A 17,942-nucleotide genomic window follows, 5' to 3' on the forward strand; every position below is an offset into this window, starting at 1 on the left:
GACCACAGCGACACCACAGAACGGAACCCCCATGCGACGACGCCTCGCCCCCGCCGCACTGCTCCTCCCCCTCGCACTCCTGCTCGCCGCCTGCGGCGGGAACGCGACCGCCGGTACGGGGACCGACACCGACGGCCAGGGCTCCCTCACCCTCGACGTCGGTGACCAGAAGGGCGGTTCGGAGGCGATCCTGCGTGCCGCGGGCGAACTCAAGAACCTCGACTACAAGATCAAGTGGTCGACGTTCACCTCCGGCCCGCCCCTGCTGGAAGCCGTCAACGCCAAGGCCGTCGACATCGGCGGCGTCGGCAACACCCCGCCGGTGTTCGCCGCCGGCGCCGGCTCCAGGATCAAGGTCGTGGCCGCCTTCCACGGCACGTCCAAGGGTGACGCCATCCTCGTACCGAACGACTCGAAGCTGACGAAGGCCGAGCAGCTCAAGGGCAGGTCGGTCGCCGTGGCCCAGGGGTCCTCCGCCAACTACCAGTTGGTCGCCTCCCTCAAGGAGGCCGGTCTGAGTCTGAGCGACGTCAAGGTGAAGTACCTCCAGCCGGCCGACGCGCTGGCCGCGTTCACCTCCGGCAAGGTCGACGCCTGGGCGGTCTGGGACCCGTACACCTCCCAGATCCTCCAGGGCAAGCAGGGCCGCGTCCTCACCACCGGCGACGGCATCACCAACGGCCTCACCTTCCAGGTGGCGGCGCCGAGCGCACTGCAGGACAAGAAGAAGTCCGCCGCGATCAAGGACTACCTGGAGCGGCTGCGCCGGGCCACCGCGTGGGTGTACGACCATCAGGAGGAGTGGGCCGAGGTGTGGGCGAAGGACACCGGCCTGCCGTACGAGGTGGCGCTGGCCTCGGTGCAGCGCACCAACGCCAGCCGGATCTCGGTCGCGGTCGACAAGCCGCTCATCGCCTCCGAGCAGGAGATCGCGGACGCCTTCACCGAGCTGAAGCTGATCCCGAACAAGGTCGACTTCGCGGACTTCGTGGACACGCGTTTCAACGCGGATCTGCCGCCGTCCACGACCCCCGCGCGCGGCGAGAAGTCGTAGGCCGACGGCCGGGAAGATCTGCGACCCCGGCACAGTTGATAGAAGCGTGAACAACATCGAGGTCGTCGTCATAGGCGCTGGTCAGGCAGGTCTGTCCAGCGCCTATCACCTGCGCCGGACCGGTTTCGAGCCCGAGCGCGACTTCGTGGTCCTCGACCACTCCCCCGGCCCCGGGGGCGCCTGGCAGTTCCGGTGGCCCTCGCTGACATACGGCAAGGTGCACGGAATGCACGCGCTGCCGGGCATGGAGCTCAAGGACGCCGATCCCTCGCGGGCGTCCTCCGAGGTGATCGCCGAGTACTTCGACACCTACGAGCGCACCTTCGACCTGCGCGTGCGACGGCCCGTCGATGTGCACGCGGTGCGGGAGGGCACGGACGGACGCCTCCTCGTGGAGACCTCGGCCGGGACCTGGGCGACACGGGCGCTGATCAACGCGACCGGCACCTGGGACCGGCCCTTCTGGCCGCGCTATCCCGGCCAGGAGACGTTCCGGGGGCGGCAGTTGCACACCGCGCAGTACCCGGGGCCCGAGGAGTTCGCGGGGCAGCGGGTCCTCGTGGCGGGCGGGGGCGCCTCGGGCACCCAGCACCTGCTGGAGATCGCCCCGTACGCGGCCTCCACCACATGGGTCACGCGGCGCCCGCCGGTCTTCCGCGAGGGCCCGTTCACCGAGGAGATCGGCCGGGAGGCCGTCGCGCTCGTCGAGGAACGGGTGCGGCAGGGGCTACCGCCCAAGAGCGTGGTCTCGGTGACCGGGCTGCCGCTCAACGACGCGATCCGGCAGGGTATCGAGGACGGGGTGCTGGACCGGCAGCCCATGTTCGACCAGATCACTCCGGACGGTGTGGAGTGGGACGACGGGCGGCGTGCGGACGTCGACGTCATCCTGTGGGCGACCGGTTTCCGGGCCGCCGTCGATCATCTGGCGCCACTGAAGCTGCGCGAGCCGGGCGGTGGGATCCGCGTCGAGGGGACGCGTGCGGTCGCCGACCCCCGTATCCATCTCGTCGGTTACGGCCCGTCGGCCAGCACCATCGGCGCCAACCGGGCGGGCCGCGCTGCCGTACGGGACATCAGGCGGCTGCTGGAAGGGGAACCGGTCGCCGCCTGACGCCCCGCCGGGTCACTTCGGCGGCTGCTGCGAGGCGGATGAACTGCCGCTCTTCTGCTGGGCGTTGAACTCGGCCACGTTACGCAGGTGCTCCTCGTAGTTGGCCGTGAAGCGGGTATCGCCCGGCTTGACCGTGACGAAGTACAGCCAGTCACCGGGCGTCGGGGTGACCGCCGCGCGCACGGCCTCCTCGCCCGGGTTGTCGATCGGGGTCGGGGGCAGGCCCATGCGCTGGTACGAGTTGTAAGGGCTGTCGATCCGGGTGTCCGCCTCGCTCGTCCTGAGCGTGGAGCGGCCCAGCGCGTAGTTGATGGTGGAGTCCATCTGCAGCGGCATCCCGCGCTCGAGGCGGTTGAAGATCACCCGGGCCACCTTGCCCATGTCGGCCTTGGTGGCGGCCTCGGCCTGGACGATGCTCGCGATGGTGACGGCCTGGTAGACATTCATGGCGTTGCGCTGGGCGCCTGCGGCGATCGGGGCGCCGTTGAACTTCTGGTGGGCCGTGTCGGCCATGAACGTCAGCAGCGCCTCGGGCGTGGACTTGTCGTTCAGCGGATACGTCGCCGGGAAGAGGTAGCCCTCCGGATTGCCCTCGGCGTCGGTCGGCAGCTTCAGGTTCGCCTTGGCGAGGGCCTTCTTGGTGGTGCCGGCCGGGCGGGCGAGGACCTTGTCGACGGCGTCGTAGATCTGGCTCGCGCGCCAGCCCTCCGGGATCACCAGCGAAGTGGGCTTGGCGTCTTTGTCGCTGTCCAGGCCCAGCAGCGGCACCGCCACGGCGGTGCCGGCCACGACGGCCCCGGTCGCGATGAGGACGAGGCGGCCCCGGCGGGTCAGTCGAATCGAGCTCCGTGACGGAGTGTTCTGGTACATGCGGGCACGGTAACCCCCATATCGTTATGAACCCGGCATATCTTCAGCTTGTCGGTTCCAGTTGAGCATCCCGGCGTACGAGGGCGGCGTACCGTCCGTCCTTCTCCAGCAGTTCCTCGTGCGTGCCGCGCTCCGCCACGCTCCCGGAGTCCAGGACCACGATCTGGTCGGCGCCTCGGACGGTGGACAACCGGTGCGCGATGGTGAGCGTGGTGCGGTTGGCGGACAGGGCGTCGATGGCGTCCTGGACGGCCGCTTCGGTGCGGGTGTCCAGGGCACTGGTCGCCTCGTCCAGGATCAGGACCGGCGGGTCGCGCAGGATCGTCCGGGCGATGGCCAGGCGCTGTTTCTCGCCACCGGAGAAGCGGTGGCCGCGCTCGCCGACGACCGTGTCGTAGCCGTCGGGCAGACCGGCGATGTGCTCGTGGATCTGGGCCGCCTTCGCCGCCGCGTGGAGCTCCTCGTCGGTGGCGTCGGGCTTGGCGAAGCGCAGGTTGTCGGCGACGGTGGCGTGGAAGAGGTACGTCTCCTGGGAGACGACGCCGACCGCACGGGCGAGCGTGTCGAAGTCGAGGTCGCGCACGTCGATCCCGTCGAGGGTGACACGGCCACCCGTCACGTCGTACAGCCGCGGGACCAGGTGGCCGAGCGTCGACTTGCCGGCGCCGGTCGGGCCGACGACCGCGAGGCTGCCGCCCGCGGGGACGGTGATGTCGATGCCGTCGAGGATGGGGCCGCCCTTGTCGTCGTAGCCGAACTCGACGTCCTCGAAGCGGACCTCGCCCTTGATGGTGTCGAGGTGGACCGGGCGCTCCCGCTCGGTGATGTCCATCGGCAGGTCGAGGTACTCGAAGATGCGCTGGAAGAGCGCGAGCGAGGCCTGGATCTGGACGCCGGTGCCGAGCAGGCTGACCGCCGGGCGGAACAGGCCCTGCTGGAGCGAGACGAAGGCGACGATCGTGCCGATGGAGACGTCCGGGCCGCCCATCTGGAGGGCGAGACCCGCGGTCCAGTAGATGACGGCGGGCATCGCGGCCATGACGATCGTGATCACGGCCATGCGCCAGCGGCCGGCCATGCTCGCGCGGACTTCGAGGTCGACCAGGCGCTCGGACTCGTCCGAGAAGGACTGGGTGAGCGAGTCGGAGCGGCCCATGGTGCGGCCGAGGAGGATGCCGCTGACCGAGAGGGACTCAGTGACCGTGGCGGCCATCGCGGCCATCTGCTTCTGGCGCTGGGTGGTGATCTTCTTGCGTTCGTTGCCGACCCGGCGGCTGATCCACACGAAGACCGGCAGCAGAAGCAGGGAGACGACGGTCAGGCGCCAGTCGAGGGCGATCATCGCGACGATCGTGGCGACCACGCTCGTGACGTTGGAGACCAGCGAGGTGGCGGTGGAGGTGACGGTCGCCTGCATGCCGCCGATGTCGTTGGCGATACGGGACTGGACCTCGCCGGTGCGGGTGCGCGTGAAGAACGCGAGCGACATGCGCTGGAGGCGGTCGTAGACGGCGGTGCGCAGGTCGTGCATGACGCGCTGGCCGACCGTCGTGGAGATCAGGGTCTGCAGGACGCCGAAGACGCTGGTCAGCACGGCGCTGAGGATCATGCCGAGCGCGAGCAGACTGAGCAGGCCGGTGCGGCCCTCGGGGATCGCGACGTCCAGCGTCTCCTTCAGCATGAAAGGAGTGGCGACCGAGACCAGCGACGCGGCGCCGACCAGGAGGCCGACCACGGCCAGCCGGCTGCGGTAGGGGCGGAACAGCTTCAGGATGCGGCGCACCTGCCGGGGCTGCTCCTCGGAGTCGCCGGGCAATGGCCTGGCGGGTTCGTTGTCGGGGTGCATGGGCTCCTTCGGGAGACTCGTCGTGAGAGACTTACGGACCTTAGCTCATTGTTACCTATACTCACAATGAACATGGTCCTGTTATTGTTCCCGTATGACCACCCCCGATTCCGACGGCCCGCTCGCCGAGCAGCTGCTGCGGTTCACGCGGCGTGTGCACCGCATCCAGAAGCGGCACATCGAGCAGAGCGGTCTGGGCGTCACTCCTGCCCAGTTGCGATTGCTGCGCACCCTCGCGCACTACGGCTCGGCGCCGCGCATGGCCGATCTGGCCGAGCACCTGGAGGTCGTGCCGCGCGCGGTGACGTCGCTGGTCGACGGTCTCGAGGCGAGCGGCAAGGTGCGACGGGTGCCGGATCCGACGAACCGGCGGGTCATCCGGATCGAGCTCACGGACGACGGGCGCAAGGCGCTGCGCGAGCTGCGGGGGGCTCGGAGGTCGGCGGCGGCCGAGATCCTGGCGCCGCTGACGGAGGAGCAGCGCGAGGTGCTGGGCGGGTTGCTGGACACCTTGGTGGACGGGGCCGTGCCCGAGCCGGGGAAGCGCTGTTGAGGGCATGAAAGAAGGGCCGCGGCTGGTCGCCGCGGCCCTCTTCTTTTCGTGCAGTTGCCGTCAACTGGCCTCGGAGGCCGTCTCCTTGGCCTTCTGGGTGGGTACTGCGGCGATCGGCTCCTCGGCCTCTTCCGGCTCGGTGGCGGGGTCGGGCTCGGGGGCGGCCTTCCCTTCGTCCAGCACCCTCTTCGCCTTGTCCAGGTCCAGCGCACCCTCCCAGCGGGACACCGCGAAGACGGCGACACAGTTGCCGAGCAGGTTCGTCACGACGCGCATCGAGTCCATGATGCGGTCCACGCCGAGCAGCAGGGCAACGGCACCGGCCGGGATCGCGCCCAGCGAGGAGGCGGTCGCGGACAGGGCGAGGAAGGCCGAGCCGGGGATGCCCGCCATGCCCTTGCTGGTCAGCATCAGGACCAGGACCACGGTGATCTGCTGGCCGAGGCTGAGGTCGACGCCCACCGCCTGGGCGATGAACAGCGTGCCGATGGACAGGTAGAGCGAGGCGCCGTCGAGGTTGAAGGAGTAGCCGGTCGGCAGCACCAGGCCCACGGCGTCGTCGCGGGCGCCGGCCTTGCGCAGCTTCTGCATCACGCGCGGCATGACGGACTCGGTCGACGCGGTGCCGAGGGCGAGCAGCATCTCCTCGCGGATGTAGCGCAGGAACTTCCAGAGGCTGAGCCCGGTGACCATCTTCAGGGCGACGGCGAGCAGCGCGATGAAGAGCGCGGCGGCCGCGTAGCACAGGATGATCAGCTTGGCGTAGGTCTCGATGACACCGAGGCCGTACTGGCCGATCAGGACGGCCATCGCGCCGAACACCGCGATCGGGGCGAGGCGCATGATGAAGCCGACGACCGCGAAGATGATCTCCTGGGCCTGCTCGATGGCGGGCAGCACCTTCGGCACCTTGGTGTGGCCGAGGTGGAGCAGCGCGGCACCCACCAGACAGGCCAGGATGAGCACCTGGAGGAGCTCGTTCTCGGCGAAGGCGCCGATGAAACTGGTGGGGATCGCGTTGACGATGAACTCGGTCGTCGTGGGCAGCGAGCCGCCGCCGGTCTTCGCGTCGACCGCCGCGCTGTTCAGCGTGGACGGGTCGACGTTCATCCCCGAGCCCGGCTGGACGAGGTTGGCCGCGAGGAGACCGATGATCAGGGCCAGCGTGCTCGCGACCTCGAACCAGATCAGGGCCTTGAGCCCGATCCGGCCGAAGGCCTTGAGGTCACCGGCCTTGGCGATACCGACGACGACCACACAGAACACGAGCGGCGAGATGATCGTCTTGATGAGCCGGGTGAAGCCGTCGCCGAGCGGCTGGAGGTCGGAGGCGAAGTCGGGCCAGAGCTTTCCGACAACGATGCCGAGGACCAGCGCGACGGCGACCTGGGCGAAGAGTGAGGTACGCAGTATGCGTGCGACGCGTCGCGGCAGGGACGGGACGGACGGCGGCACGGGCACTCCTTGTGGGGGACGTCGGTGCACAGAGGCCCCGAGGGGCGTCGGGGACTTCTGCGATACGGAAAGCGGCTTCCGTGGCGATCACTTTGAAGGCGCCGTTGATCTCCCGCAAGACCGCCGTGTTTCAGCCGCGTAAATCACGCCCCGAGTGACGCATCGCACACAACTCCCCTCAGCAGCCTCGGCGATCCTCGGTCAGCACCCCCTGAACACTGGTCAGGGAGCGGTCGTGGCAGCCGTCCGATCCGTACAGCCGGTAGCGCTCGCTCGTCGTGCCGACCGCGTGCCGTTGGTCGCGCGGGACGTTGACGGTCCAGGTGGCGTCGCCGGTGTAGGTGTCGTCGAGCCGCGACCACACTGTTCGGCGGCCATCGCGCGTGACGGTGGCCGTGGCCCGGTCGCCGAGCGTCAGCACGGTCCGCAGCCGGTCGTCCGTACCGAGCGTGGTGGTGCCGTCCATGGTGTACGTCCGATGCGTGCGCGTCGTGCGGGCGGGGCCCCGTCCGTCGACGGTGACCGACTCGTCGTCCGCCCAGGTGGCCCGGAGAGCGTCGAAGTTCTCGCCGTCGGTCCAGCGGTGTGCGGAGGTGTTGGTGAGCGCGCGCCGGACGGTGGTGGTCACACGGCCGTGGGAGGTGTCGACGTATCCGGCGACGGTGAGCCGGTGCGCGCCCTCGGTGTCCAGGCGGTGCTCCGAACCAGGGGTGTACGTCGAGGAGTTGGCGAGGTCGCCGACGGTGTGCGTGGTGAGCTTGCCGGTGACCCGCGTGCTCTTCGCGTCCTGCCAGACGAGGACGTTCACGGGGGCGCTCCAGCCGGTCTGTCCCGCGGGGACGCCGACGACGTCGACCTCTATGCGGTGGGGACGGCCGTCGTTGAGAATCCCGGCGAACGGCGTCAGGTCGTATTCGATCGGCTTGACGTCGAAGGCGCGCGGTCCCGGAACGACGTACCAGAGGAAGGGGTTGGACCAGCCACCGGTCCACACGTGCGGGAACGGCGCGGCGATCCCGGCGAGCCGGCCGTCGACCTTGATCTGCACCTCGCGGTAGGGGCCGCCCGTCGCCTTGCAGGAGTACGGCGCCTCGTCGGGCACCGTCAGATACCAGTACTCCTCGCAGCCGCCGCCGGATCCGGTGGCGTACACCTCGGCGACGATGCGTTCGCTGTTGCGCGGGGTGGTGATCGTGCCGTCGGTCGGGGTCAGGACCCGGTCGGGGGTCGTGGCGGGGCGGCCGGCGTAGAACGTCAGGGTGACCTTGACGTCGATGATGCCGGTGTACGTGTCGTCGACGACGTTCCCGATGAGCATCTCGACGTCGTGGCCGGCGCGGAAGGTGTCGCTGTAGCGCGTGACGTCCTTCTCGACCGACCACTCGATCCCGTCGGGCGACGGCTGCGGGGTCGACGTGCGGAAGATCTCGATCCCGCCGACGTGCAGATAGCCGAGCCGGTCGTACTGACGCCCCTTCACCTTGCCGTCCATCCGCAGCACGACCTTGCTCCAGCGGTCGCCGCAGCCGTCGGGCGGGGTGTAGGTGCCCTTGTACGGCGTGAAGTCACGGAACTGCGCCTCGGCGAGCGTGACTTCGCAGGACGGGCCGGAGGGTTTGGTGACGGGCGGGGCGGCGGTGATGGGATCGTGCCAGTCGGAACCGAACTCGGCGGGGACGTCGGCGGATTGAGAGGACGCGTCGCTCGACCGGACGAGCGGGTCGGTCGATTGGGCGGGGGTCGCCCCGAGGAGGGTGCTCGCCACGAGGGTCGCTCCGGCGAACATGGACATGATGATCCGTCTCTTCATGGCCGGTGTTCTACGGCGAGTTGGGCGCTCTCCGCAATGAGGCCTCCCCTGCGAGTGCTAGCTCGCCAGGTCGGCCCTGTCCCCCATCACCACCACAGGATGCTGGTCCGGGTCGAGCGTGCGCAGCAGGTACCGCATCGCCGATCCGGACAGGCTGACGCAGGCGGACGTACCGCTGCCGTGGTCCATGTGGAGCCAGATCCCGCCGCCCTTGGCATCGCCTCCGGGTCGGGTGGGGTCGTTCGGCGGGGTGCCCTTGACCCGGTTGTAGTCGATCGCGATGACGTAGTCGAAGTCGTGCCAGTGGGACTCGGCCCACCAGCGCGGGGCCGCGAAGGCGGCGGACCGGGTGTACGGGAGCCTGGAGCCGGGGTCGGCGAGGACCCCGCCCGCGTCGGTGAGGGTGAACACGCCGACAGGGCTGCGCTTGTCGCCCTCGCGATGGTCGGTGGTCCAGCCCTTCTTGCCGTTGTGCGCCGGCCAACTGCGGGTGCGCTCCCAGGCGGAGCCGTGCTTCGTGTGGAGAACGACCGTGGAATCGGGCGAGTTCCTGCCGTCGCCGTAGACCGCGACGACCTGGCGGGAGTCGACGGGGATGCGGTGTCGGAAGCGGTCGCCGATGTCCGGGACGCCTGTGGGCGCGGGGGCGGGGGCGGCTGTCGCGGGCCTCGCCGCGGGTTTCGCCGGTTCGGTCCGGGGGCTCGCGCAGGCGGCCAGGGCCGCCAGGAGGATCCCGCAGGCCACCGCACGTCGTACATCGCTCGCCACCCCGCCATGGTCGCATCCGTCCGACCGGAAAACCGTTTGCCTCCGACCCTGCGATGACGCGAACCTTTCACGGTTTGCTACCGCCGTCCGCGGTCCCTCCACCCCCTGACACGAGCCACTGGGACGTCATCCGTCATGCAGATTCACGACCTTCCGTATCCCGACCCGGGTGTGCCGGACGCGCGCTCGGGTCCCCGATTCCTGTGGTGGCTCTTCCGGAATCAGCTGGGCGGGCAACTCAGATCCCTGGCCTGGGGACTGGTGCACTTCGTGTCCGTCTCCGTCCTGCCGTTCTGTGTGGGCGTCGCCGTGCAGGCCGTCGTCGACCGGTCCGGCAGCCGGCTCGCCCTCGCGGGCGGGCTGCTGGCGCTGGCCTGCGCCGGCAGCGCGATCGGCGACACCTTCCTGCACCGCACCGCCATCACCAACTGGATCACCGCCGCCGCCCGCGTCCAGCAGCTGCTGGCTCGCAAGGCCTCCTCGCTGGGTTCGGGGCTCACCCGGCGGGTCTCGGCCGGTGAGGTGGTGGCCGTCTCCACGGGTGACATCGAGAAGATCGGCTGGTTCGTGGAGGCCGTCTCCCGGTTCACCGCCGCGGCGCTCACCATCGTGATCGTCTGCGTGGGCCTGGTGGTCTACCAGCCGGCGCTCGGCGTCGTGGTCGCCGTGGGCCTGCCGGTGCTGGCGGTCGCCGTACTGCCGCTGTTGCCCCGCGCCACCCGGCGTGCCGACTTCCAGCGGGAGAAGGCGGGCCGTGCCACCGAGTTGGCCTCGGACACGGTCGCCGGACTGCGGGTGCTGCGCGGCATCGGCGGCGAGGAGCTCTTCCTCGACCGCTACCGCAGCGCCTCGCAGGAGGTGCGCCATGCCGCCGTGCGCAGCGCCCGCATGTGGTCCCTGATCTCCGCGATCCAGGTGCTGCTGCCGGGGCTGCTGCTGATCGCGGTCGTCTGGCACGGCGTCGGGCTGGCCCGCGAGGGCCGGATCACCATCGGCGAGCTCGTCGCCACCTACAGCTCGGTCATGATCCTCACCTATCCGCTGCGGCACTTCGAGGAGATCGCCATGGCGTACTCCTTCTCGCGTCCGTCGGCCCGCCGGGCCGCACGGGTGCTGTCGCTGGAGCGCGCCACGTCCGAGGAGGGTTCGCTGGCCGGTGACGCGCCGTCCGGGGACCTGTACGACCCGGCGACCGGTGTGCTCGCGCCGTCCGGCCGGCTCACCGCCGTGGTCTGCGGCGACCCGGACGCGGCGGGACAGCTGGCGGAGCGTCTCGGCGGCCACCCCGCCGAAGAGGCGACGTCCGTGCTGCTGGGCGGGGTGCCGCTGGACGAGCTGCCGCTCTCGGTCGCGCGGACCGCCGTCCTCGTCCAGGACAAGGACCCGGTCCTGCTGTCCGGCACGCTGCGCGAGCTGCTCGACGTGCCCGCCTCGGGTGACATCGACCCGGAGGAGGCGCTGACGGCGGCGCAGTGCGACGACGTCCTGGCCGCGCTCGTCCAGGGCTCGCTCGGCGCCGAGGACCCGATGGACGCCCGGATCACCGAACGCGGGCGCTCCCTGTCGGGCGGCCAGCGCCAGCGGCTCGCCCTGGCCCGGTCGCTGATCACGGACCCGGAGGTGCTGGTCCTGGACGAGCCGACCTCCGCCGTCGACTCGCACACCGAGGCGCGGATCGCCGAGGGCGTCCGGAACCTGCGCTCCGGCCGTACGACCGTGGTCTTCACCTCGTCGCCGCTGCTCCTGGACCGTGCGGACCGGGTCGTGCTGGTGCACGAGGGCGAGGTCGTGGCCGTGGGCGTGCACCGCGAACTGGTGCACAAGGAACCCCGGTACCGCGCGGTCGTGACCCGCGAGACCGAATCCACCGACGACGACGCCCTGACGGGCGTACTGGAAGAAATCGAGGAGACGGCATGATCGGCGTGGCGCCACCGGCGTACGACCCGGCGGCCCCGACGACGGCTAACACCCTGCCCGTCGGGGGCTCCGCGACCGTGCGCGCGTACGTGACCGAACTGTTCCGCCGGCACCGCCGCGCCTTCCTGGTCCTGATCGCCGTCAACACGGTGTCCGTGCTGGCGTCGATGGTGGGGCCGTGGCTCCTCGGCGGGCTCGTGGAGCGGGTCTCGGAGGAGGCTCGTGAACTTCATCTGGAGCTGACCGCCGGGCTGTTCGTGCTCGCGCTCGTCGTCCAGGCCCTGTTCGTACGGCAGGTACGGCTGCGCGGCGCGATGCTCGGCGAGCGGATGCTGGCCGACCTGCGCGAGGACTTCCTGGTGCGGTCGGTCGGGCTGCCGCCGGGTGTCCTGGAACGGGCCGGCACGGGTGATCTGCTGTCCCGGATCACGACCGACATCGACCGGCTGGCCAATGCGATGCGCGAGGCCGTGCCGCAGCTGTCGATCGGCGTGGTGTGGGTCGTCCTGCTGCTCGGCGGGCTCGTCGTCACGGCGCCGCCGCTGGCCGCCGCCGTGCTGCTCGCGCTGCCGGTGCTGGTGGTCGGGTGCCGCTGGTACTTCAAGCGGGCGCCGTCCGCCTACCGCTCGGAGGCCGCCGGGTACGCGGCCGTCGCCGCCGCGCTCGCCGAGACCGTGGACGCCGGGCACACCGTCGAGGCACACCGCCTCGGCGCGCGCCGCGTCGAACTGTCGGAGCAGCGGATCAAGGAGTGGACTGCGTGGGAGCGCTACACGCTCTATCTGCGGTCGGTGCTCTTCCCGTTCATCAACGTCACCCACGTCCTGATCCTCTCCTCGGTCCTGATGGTCGGCGGTGTGTTCGTCCTGCAGGGCTGGATCGACGTCGGTCAGCTGACGACCGGTGCGCTGATCGCGCAGATGCTCGTCGACCCGGTCGGGCTGATCCTGCGCTGGTACGACGAGCTCCAGGTGGCCCAGGTGTCGCTGGCCCGGCTGGTCGGCGTCCGGGACGTCGAGCCGGACGCCGGCGACGACTCGGTGAGTCCCGACGGGCGCGAGGTGCACGCGGACCGGGTGCACTTCGGCTACGTCGAGGGCGTGGACGTGCTGCGCAAGGTGTCCCTGGAGGTCGCCCCCGGCACCCGTCTCGCGCTGGTCGGCCCGTCCGGGGCGGGCAAGTCCACCCTGGGCAGGCTGCTCGCGGGGATCTACGCGCCCCGGGACGGCCGGATCACCCTGGGCGGTGCGGAACTGTCCCGGATGCCGGCCGAGCGGGTCCGCTCGCACGTGGCCCTGGTGAACCAGGAGCACCACGTCTTCGTGGGCTCGCTCCGCGACAACCTGCTCCTGGCCCGCACCTCCGCCGTCGAGGCCGAGCTGTGGGCGGCGCTGGGCGCGGTCGACGCGGACGGCTGGGCGCGGGCCCTGGACGAGGGGCTGGACACGGAGGTCGGCTCGGGCAGCCTGGCCCTCACCCCGGCCCAGGCGCAGCAGATCGCGCTGGCCCGTCTGGTGCTGGCCGACCCGCACACGCTGGTCCTCGACGAGGCGACGTCCCTGCTGGACCCGCGCGCGGCCCGGCACCTGGAACGGTCCCTGGCCCGGGTCCTCGACGGCCGCACGGTCGTCGCCATCGCCCACCGTCTGCACACCGCCCACGACGCGGATGTCATCGCGGTCGTGGAGAACGGCCGCATCAGCGAGCTGGGCAGCCATGACGAGCTGGTGGCGGCGGACGGGGCGTACGCGTCGCTGTGGAGGTCGTGGCACGGGTGACACCGCCACCCGGCCGGTCTCGGGAGCCGTCGCACTCCGGTGCGGCGGCTCCTTCGCCGTTCGGTGCGCGTGTACGCCCCCTCGTCGGCGTCGGCCGACGGGGTGGGGCGCGGCCCGGGCGGTGCTAGCCGCAAGGCCGATCCGGTGACGGAGTCGCCGTCCTCTCGGTCCGGAGTCCGTGCGCCGCTCCGGTGCGAGGCAGCGCGCCGTCCCCGGGCCTCGGACCCTCCGCCGGCCTGGTCAGGCCTGGCCCGTCCCGGCGGTCCGGGCCCGCCACCGACCAGGCGCGACGTGACCCGAGCCCCGTGCTTCGCGGCCCCTTCGCGCTCCGTGCCGTTGCGCCGGGGTGAAAAGGGGTGGAAGGCTGGAGAGCGGCACCGGTTCGGGGAGCGTCCGGAAACCACGCGTTTCGCGCCGGACGCAGCCTGTGCCCGCACCGCGGACGGCCGCGGTGGCCACGGGCCCGGCCCCACCACCTGGAGGTATCCGTGAACAGCGCCGACGGATGGGGAGACGACGTCTACCAGCCCGACGGGTCCGAGGTCCGGGACGACGCGGGCCTGCTGGACGCGGAGGACACCCTCGACGACGACGGTGTCGGCGACCCCCTCGACCGGGGCTGGTCTCCTCCGGAGCGTCCCTGGGCGGTCGAGCACACCGGTGTGACGGCGGCCGAACGCGAGACCCTGGACCAGCGGCTCGCCGAGGAGCTGCCGGAGACCCCCGTACCCGACGGTGACGGCCTCGGCGACTGCGACGGCAGCGACGGCGAACTCCTGGACAACGAGGTCGGCGCCCGCCGCTCCGGCCGGCTCGTGGCCCCCGACGAGGGCGCCCATGAGGACGACGAGAGCGGTCTGATCGCCACGGATGTGGGCATCGACGGTGCGGCGGCGTCGGCCGAGGAGGCCGCGATGCACATCGTCGACGAGGACGCCCTGTCCGGCTGACCCCGAGGAGCACACATGCAGCAGGACAAGCACCCCGACTACCGCGAGGTCGTCTTCCGCGACCGCGCCGCCGGTTACGCCTTCCTGACCCGGTCCACCGCCACGAGCGACCGGACCATCGAGTGGGACGACGGCGAGACCTACCCCGTCGTGGACGTGGAGATCTCCTCGGAGAGCCACCCCTTCTACACCGGCAAGGCCCGGGCGGTGGACTCGGAGGGACGGGTCGCGCAGTTCGAGCGACGGTACGGCGGTGGGACGGGGCAGAACGCCGAGGGGTGAGCGTCGGCCGAGACGGGCCGGGGCGGTACGGGGCGAGCGCCCCTCGAAGCCGCCTCGGTCATCTGCTCCCGGCGCCTTCCTCAGATGAAGTTCAGCGCCGCCGCGCAGCCCACCCCGCCGAGCAGCATGAACGCCGGCATCAGCACCTTCAGCTCGACCCAGCTGCCCGCCCGGAACCGCAGGGCCTTGGGCGGCCCGATCGGGTACCAGCGCTTGCGGCCCACCGGGATCGGCCACAGGATCGGGCAGCCGGAGACCGTCAGCGCGTCCCCGATGTCGTGGACCAGCGCGCCCAGCAGGACGGGCAGGCCCAGCCACAGGTACTCCTGGCCCGGCGCCGTGAACAGCCAGTCCGAGCCGTTGCCCGGCTTGTCCAGGACACCGGCGAGGATCCACGAGCTGGTCGCGGCGAGCAGCCAGACCAGGATGTCGGCGCTGGAGCCGCGGGTCGCCCGCCACAGCAGACCCTCGATGGCCAGCACCATGTGCACGAAGAGCAGTGCGAGGACCGCCCAGCGCCCGCCCGTGATCGCCGCGACCGAGGCGCCCGCACCGATCAGCACGGCCCACAGCCAGGTGTGGGTGAGGGTGCGGTGGCCGCCGGAGCGACGGGAGTCGCCCTGCTTCTTCGTCGCCTTGTAGACGGCGTACGAGAGCTTGTCGACGATCTCGCACAGGCCCCGTGAGATCGGGCCGAAGGCCCGCGAGATGGTGGCCGCCTTGTGGTCGAGGTCGGGGGCGAGCGCCGCCCCCGCGCAGATCAGGGCGCCGGCCAGCAGGACCGGCCAGGGCATCGTGTGGCCCGCCGCGGCGGCCGCGGCTCCGACGCCCAGCCAGGCGGCAGCCCCCGACAGTGAGTGTGCTGGTCCCATCATCGCCGTTGCCCGCCCCATTCCTCTTGTGCCGCTGTCCAGTTGAACGGCCGTGCTGACGCTCTGTCGGCGACACAGCGTACTGCTCGTGATCTTCGCCGCCGCATCCGATTCCCCTATGGGGCAGAAGGGCAGGCAAGATGGGTGGGTGACCCTCATCGATCAGCTGCCGCAGACCGCAGACCCCGACGCCCTCTACGAAGCCTTCGAGTCGTGGGCCGGGGAGCGCGGGCTCACGCTCTACCCCCATCAGGAGGAGGCGCTGATCGAGGTGGTCTCGGGTGCGAACGTGATCGTGTCGACGCCCACCGGCTCCGGCAAGAGCATGATCGCGGCGGCCGCGCACTTCGCCGCGCTGGCCCGGGACGAGGTCACCTTCTACACCGCGCCGATCAAGGCGCTGGTCTCGGAGAAGTTCTTCGAGCTGTGCAAGATCTTCGGCACCGAGAACGTCGGCATGCTGACCGGCGACGCGTCCGTCAACGCCGACGCCCCCGTCATCTGCTGCACCGCCGAGGTGCTCGCCTCGATCGCGCTGCGCGACGGTAAGCAGGCGGACGTCGGCCAGGTCGTCATGGACGAGTTCCACTTCTACGCGGAGGGGGACCGCGGCTGGGCCTGGCAGATCCCCATCCTGGAGCTGCCCCAGGCGCAGTTCATCCTGATGTCGGCCACGCTCGGCAATGTCTCGATGTTCGAGGAGGACCTCACCCGGCGCACCGGCCGCCCCACGGCGGTGGTCCGCTCGGCGACCCGTCCGGTGCCGCTGTCCTACGAGTACAAGTTCACCCCGCTCACCGAGACCCTGACCGAGCTCCTCCAGACCAGGCAGGCGCCGGTCTACATCGTGCACTTCACGCAGGCGCAGGCCGTGGAGCGGGCGCAGGCGCTGATGAGCATCAACATGTGCTCGAAGGAGGAGAAGGAGCAGATCGCCGACCTGATCGGCAACTTCCGCTTCACCACCAAGTTCGGCCGCAACCTCTCCCGTTACGTGCGGCACGGCATCGGCGTCCACCACGCCGGCATGCTGCCCAAGTACCGGCGTCTGGTGGAGAAGCTCGCTCAGGCCGGTCTGCTGAAGGTCATCTGCGGTACGGACACGCTCGGCGTGGGCGTCAACGTCCCCATTCGCACGGTGCTGTTCACGGCTCTCACCAAGTACGACGGAAACCGCGTCCGCACCCTGCGCAACCGTGAGTTCCACCAGATCGCCGGACGTGCCGGGCGGGCCGGCTTCGACACGGCGGGCTTCGTCGTCGCACAGGCGCCCGAGCACGTCGTCGAGAACGAGAAGGCGCTCGCCAAGGCGGGCGACGACCCGAAGAAGCGCCGCAAGGTGGTCCGCAAGAAGGCTCCGGAGGGCTTCGTCGCCTGGACGGAGAACACCTTCGACAAGCTCATCACCTCCGACCCCGAGCCGCTGACGTCCCGCTTCCGGGTCACGCACACGATGCTGCTGTCGGTGATCGCCCGTCCCGGCAACGCCTTCGATGCGATGCGGCACCTGTTGGAGGACAACCACGAGCCGCGCAAGCAGCAGCTGAAGCACATCCGGCGGGCGATCGCGATCTACCGCTCGCTGCTGGACGGCGGCATCGTCGAGAAGCTCGACGAGCCGGACGCCAGCGGCCGCATCGTCCGCCTCACCGTGGACCTCCAGCAGGACTTCGCGCTCAACCAGCCGCTGTCCACCTTCGCGCTCGCCGCGTTCGAACTCCTCGACCCCGAATCGCCGTCCTACGCGCTGGACATGGTCTCCGTCGTCGAGTCGACGCTGGACGATCCGCGCCAGATCCTCGTCGCCCAGCTGAACAAGGCGAAGGGCGAGGCCGTGGCCGCGATGAAGGCGGACGGCATCGAGTACGAGGAGCGCATGGAGCGCCTCCAGGACATCAGCTACCCGAAGCCTCTGGAGGAGCTGCTCTTCCACGCGTACGACACGTACCGCAAGAGCCACCCCTGGGTCGGCGACCATCCGCTCTCCCCGAAGTCCGTCATCCGGGACATGTACGAACGGGCCATGTCCTTCACGGAGTTGGTGTCCTTCTACGAGCTCGCCCGCACCGAGGGCATTGTCCTGCGGTACCTCGCCAGTGCCTACAAGACGCTCGACCACAACATCCCGGACGACCTCAAGTCGGAGGACCTCCAGGACCTCATCGAGTGGCTCGGCGAGATGGTGCGCCAGGTCGACTCCAGTCTGCTGGACGAGTGGGAGCAGCTCGCCAACCCGGAGGAGATGACCGCCGAGGAGGCCCAGGAGAAGGCCGACGAGGTCAAGCCGGTCACCACCAACGCGCGCGCCTTCCGGGTCCTCGTCCGCAACGCCATGTTCCGCCGTGTCGAGCTCGCCGCCCTGGACCACGTCGAGGAGCTGGGCGAGCTGGACGCCGAGGCCGGCTGGGACGCAGACGCCTGGGGTGAGGCGATGGACAAGTACTGGGACGAGTACGAGGACCTCGGCACCGGTCCCGACGCCCGCGGCCCCAAGCTGCTCCTGATCGAGGAGGAGCCGGAGAACCGTCTGTGGCGGGTCCGCCAGATCTTCGACGACCCGAACGACGATCATGACTGGGGCATCAGCGCGGAGGTCGATCTGACGGCCTCCGACGCGGAGGGCCGCGCGGTCATCCGCGTCTCCGATGTCGGTCAGCTGTGAGCACAGGA

General features: G+C 70.4%; 14 protein-coding genes. 8 read left to right on the forward strand and 6 right to left on the reverse strand.

What is annotated here, in order from left to right; all coding sequences use genetic code 11:
* The first annotated feature begins 31 nt into the window (after positions 1-31).
* Both OHU89_RS08685 and OHU89_RS08690 read left to right on the forward strand, forming a co-directional pair.
* Positions 32-1,054 (forward strand): ABC transporter substrate-binding protein, encoded by a 1,023-nt coding sequence (locus OHU89_RS08685; RefSeq protein WP_405641425.1) that lies wholly within the window; start codon positions 32-34, stop codon positions 1,052-1,054.
* A 46-nt stretch (positions 1,055-1,100) separates the two neighbouring features.
* A complete protein-coding gene (locus tag OHU89_RS08690; protein WP_405641427.1) occupies positions 1,101-2,168 on the forward strand; it encodes an NAD(P)-binding domain-containing protein in 1,068 nt (355 codons plus the stop codon).
* A gap of 12 nt (positions 2,169-2,180) precedes the next feature.
* Here OHU89_RS08690 and mltG read toward each other — a convergent pair whose 3' ends face one another.
* A complete protein-coding gene (gene mltG, locus OHU89_RS08695; protein ID WP_405641429.1) occupies positions 2,181-3,038 on the reverse strand; it encodes an endolytic transglycosylase MltG in 858 nt (285 codons plus the stop codon).
* A gap of 43 nt (positions 3,039-3,081) precedes the next feature.
* Positions 3,082-4,884, reverse strand: coding sequence for an ABC transporter ATP-binding protein (locus OHU89_RS08700; protein ID WP_405641431.1), 1,803 nt, complete (start codon positions 4,882-4,884; stop codon positions 3,082-3,084).
* Positions 4,885-4,978: 94 nt separating this feature from the next.
* Between OHU89_RS08700 and OHU89_RS08705 the strand changes: the two genes are divergently transcribed.
* Entirely contained in the window at positions 4,979-5,437 is a 459-nt protein-coding gene (locus OHU89_RS08705) for a MarR family winged helix-turn-helix transcriptional regulator (RefSeq protein ID WP_266895710.1), read from the forward strand.
* Between the two features lie 60 nt (positions 5,438-5,497).
* On the opposite strand, the gene OHU89_RS08710 is transcribed toward OHU89_RS08705, so the two are convergent.
* The 3 genes from OHU89_RS08710 to OHU89_RS08720 all read right to left on the reverse strand — a co-directional run bounded on the left by OHU89_RS08710 (position 5,498) and on the right by OHU89_RS08720 (position 9,470).
* Entirely contained in the window at positions 5,498-6,892 is a 1,395-nt protein-coding gene (locus tag OHU89_RS08710; RefSeq protein ID WP_405641434.1) for a cation:dicarboxylate symporter family transporter, read from the reverse strand.
* 178 nt (positions 6,893-7,070) lie between these two features.
* Complete coding sequence (locus tag OHU89_RS08715; protein ID WP_405641436.1) at positions 7,071-8,702, reverse strand: peptide-N4-asparagine amidase; 1,632 nt, start codon at positions 8,700-8,702, stop codon at positions 7,071-7,073.
* Between the two features lie 57 nt (positions 8,703-8,759).
* On the reverse strand, positions 8,760-9,470 hold the full coding sequence (locus OHU89_RS08720) for a L,D-transpeptidase family protein (protein WP_405641438.1): 711 nt from the start codon (positions 9,468-9,470) through the stop codon (positions 8,760-8,762).
* Between the two features lie 135 nt (positions 9,471-9,605).
* On the opposite strand from OHU89_RS08720, the gene OHU89_RS08725 reads away from it, so the two are divergent.
* From OHU89_RS08725 to OHU89_RS08740, 4 genes are all read left to right on the forward strand, one after another.
* Positions 9,606-11,390 (forward strand): ABC transporter ATP-binding protein, encoded by a 1,785-nt coding sequence (locus tag OHU89_RS08725; RefSeq protein WP_405641440.1) that lies wholly within the window; start codon positions 9,606-9,608, stop codon positions 11,388-11,390.
* Complete coding sequence (locus tag OHU89_RS08730) at positions 11,387-13,168, forward strand: ABC transporter ATP-binding protein (protein ID WP_405641442.1); 1,782 nt, start codon at positions 11,387-11,389, stop codon at positions 13,166-13,168. The genes OHU89_RS08725 and OHU89_RS08730 overlap by 4 nt, the downstream gene beginning before the upstream one ends.
* 488 nt (positions 13,169-13,656) lie before the next feature.
* Positions 13,657-14,118, forward strand: coding sequence for a DUF5709 domain-containing protein (locus tag OHU89_RS08735; protein WP_405641444.1), 462 nt, complete (start codon positions 13,657-13,659; stop codon positions 14,116-14,118).
* A 15-nt stretch (positions 14,119-14,133) separates the two neighbouring features.
* Positions 14,134-14,400: a type B 50S ribosomal protein L31 gene (locus OHU89_RS08740; RefSeq protein WP_405641446.1), complete on the forward strand. Its 267-nt coding sequence runs from the start codon at positions 14,134-14,136 to the stop codon at positions 14,398-14,400.
* Positions 14,401-14,480: 80 nt separating this feature from the next.
* On the opposite strand, the gene OHU89_RS08745 is transcribed toward OHU89_RS08740, so the two are convergent.
* Entirely contained in the window at positions 14,481-15,275 is a 795-nt protein-coding gene (locus tag OHU89_RS08745) for a metal-dependent hydrolase (RefSeq protein WP_266895694.1), read from the reverse strand.
* Positions 15,276-15,420: 145 nt separating this feature from the next.
* Between OHU89_RS08745 and OHU89_RS08750 the strand changes: the two genes are divergently transcribed.
* A complete protein-coding gene (locus OHU89_RS08750) occupies positions 15,421-17,934 on the forward strand; it encodes a DEAD/DEAH box helicase (RefSeq protein WP_405641448.1) in 2,514 nt (837 codons plus the stop codon).
* Positions 17,935-17,942: the final 8 nt, after the last annotated feature.

The sequence above is a fragment of the Streptomyces sp. NBC_00019 genome (assembly GCF_045041015.1).
GTDB lineage: Bacteria > Actinomycetota > Actinomycetes > Streptomycetales > Streptomycetaceae > Streptomyces.

Excerpts from the sequence above, each read along its gene's own strand:
- OHU89_RS08740 (WP_405641446.1), top strand. The coding sequence starts at position 14,134 with ATGCAGCAGGACAAGCACCCCGACTACCGCGAGGTCGTCTTCCGCGAC.
- OHU89_RS08730 (WP_405641442.1), top strand. The coding sequence starts at position 11,387 with ATGATCGGCGTGGCGCCACCGGCGTACGACCCGGCGGCCCCGACGACG.
- OHU89_RS08685 (WP_405641425.1), top strand. The coding sequence starts at position 32 with ATGCGACGACGCCTCGCCCCCGCCGCACTGCTCCTCCCCCTCGCACTC.
- OHU89_RS08725 (WP_405641440.1), top strand. The coding sequence starts at position 9,606 with ATGCAGATTCACGACCTTCCGTATCCCGACCCGGGTGTGCCGGACGCG.
- OHU89_RS08745 (WP_266895694.1), bottom strand. The coding sequence starts at position 15,275 with ATGATGGGACCAGCACACTCACTGTCGGGGGCTGCCGCCTGGCTGGGC.
- OHU89_RS08715 (WP_405641436.1), bottom strand. The coding sequence starts at position 8,702 with ATGAAGAGACGGATCATCATGTCCATGTTCGCCGGAGCGACCCTCGTG.
- OHU89_RS08705 (WP_266895710.1), top strand. The coding sequence starts at position 4,979 with ATGACCACCCCCGATTCCGACGGCCCGCTCGCCGAGCAGCTGCTGCGG.
- mltG (WP_405641429.1), bottom strand. The coding sequence starts at position 3,038 with ATGTACCAGAACACTCCGTCACGGAGCTCGATTCGACTGACCCGCCGG.
- OHU89_RS08700 (WP_405641431.1), bottom strand. The coding sequence starts at position 4,884 with ATGCACCCCGACAACGAACCCGCCAGGCCATTGCCCGGCGACTCCGAG.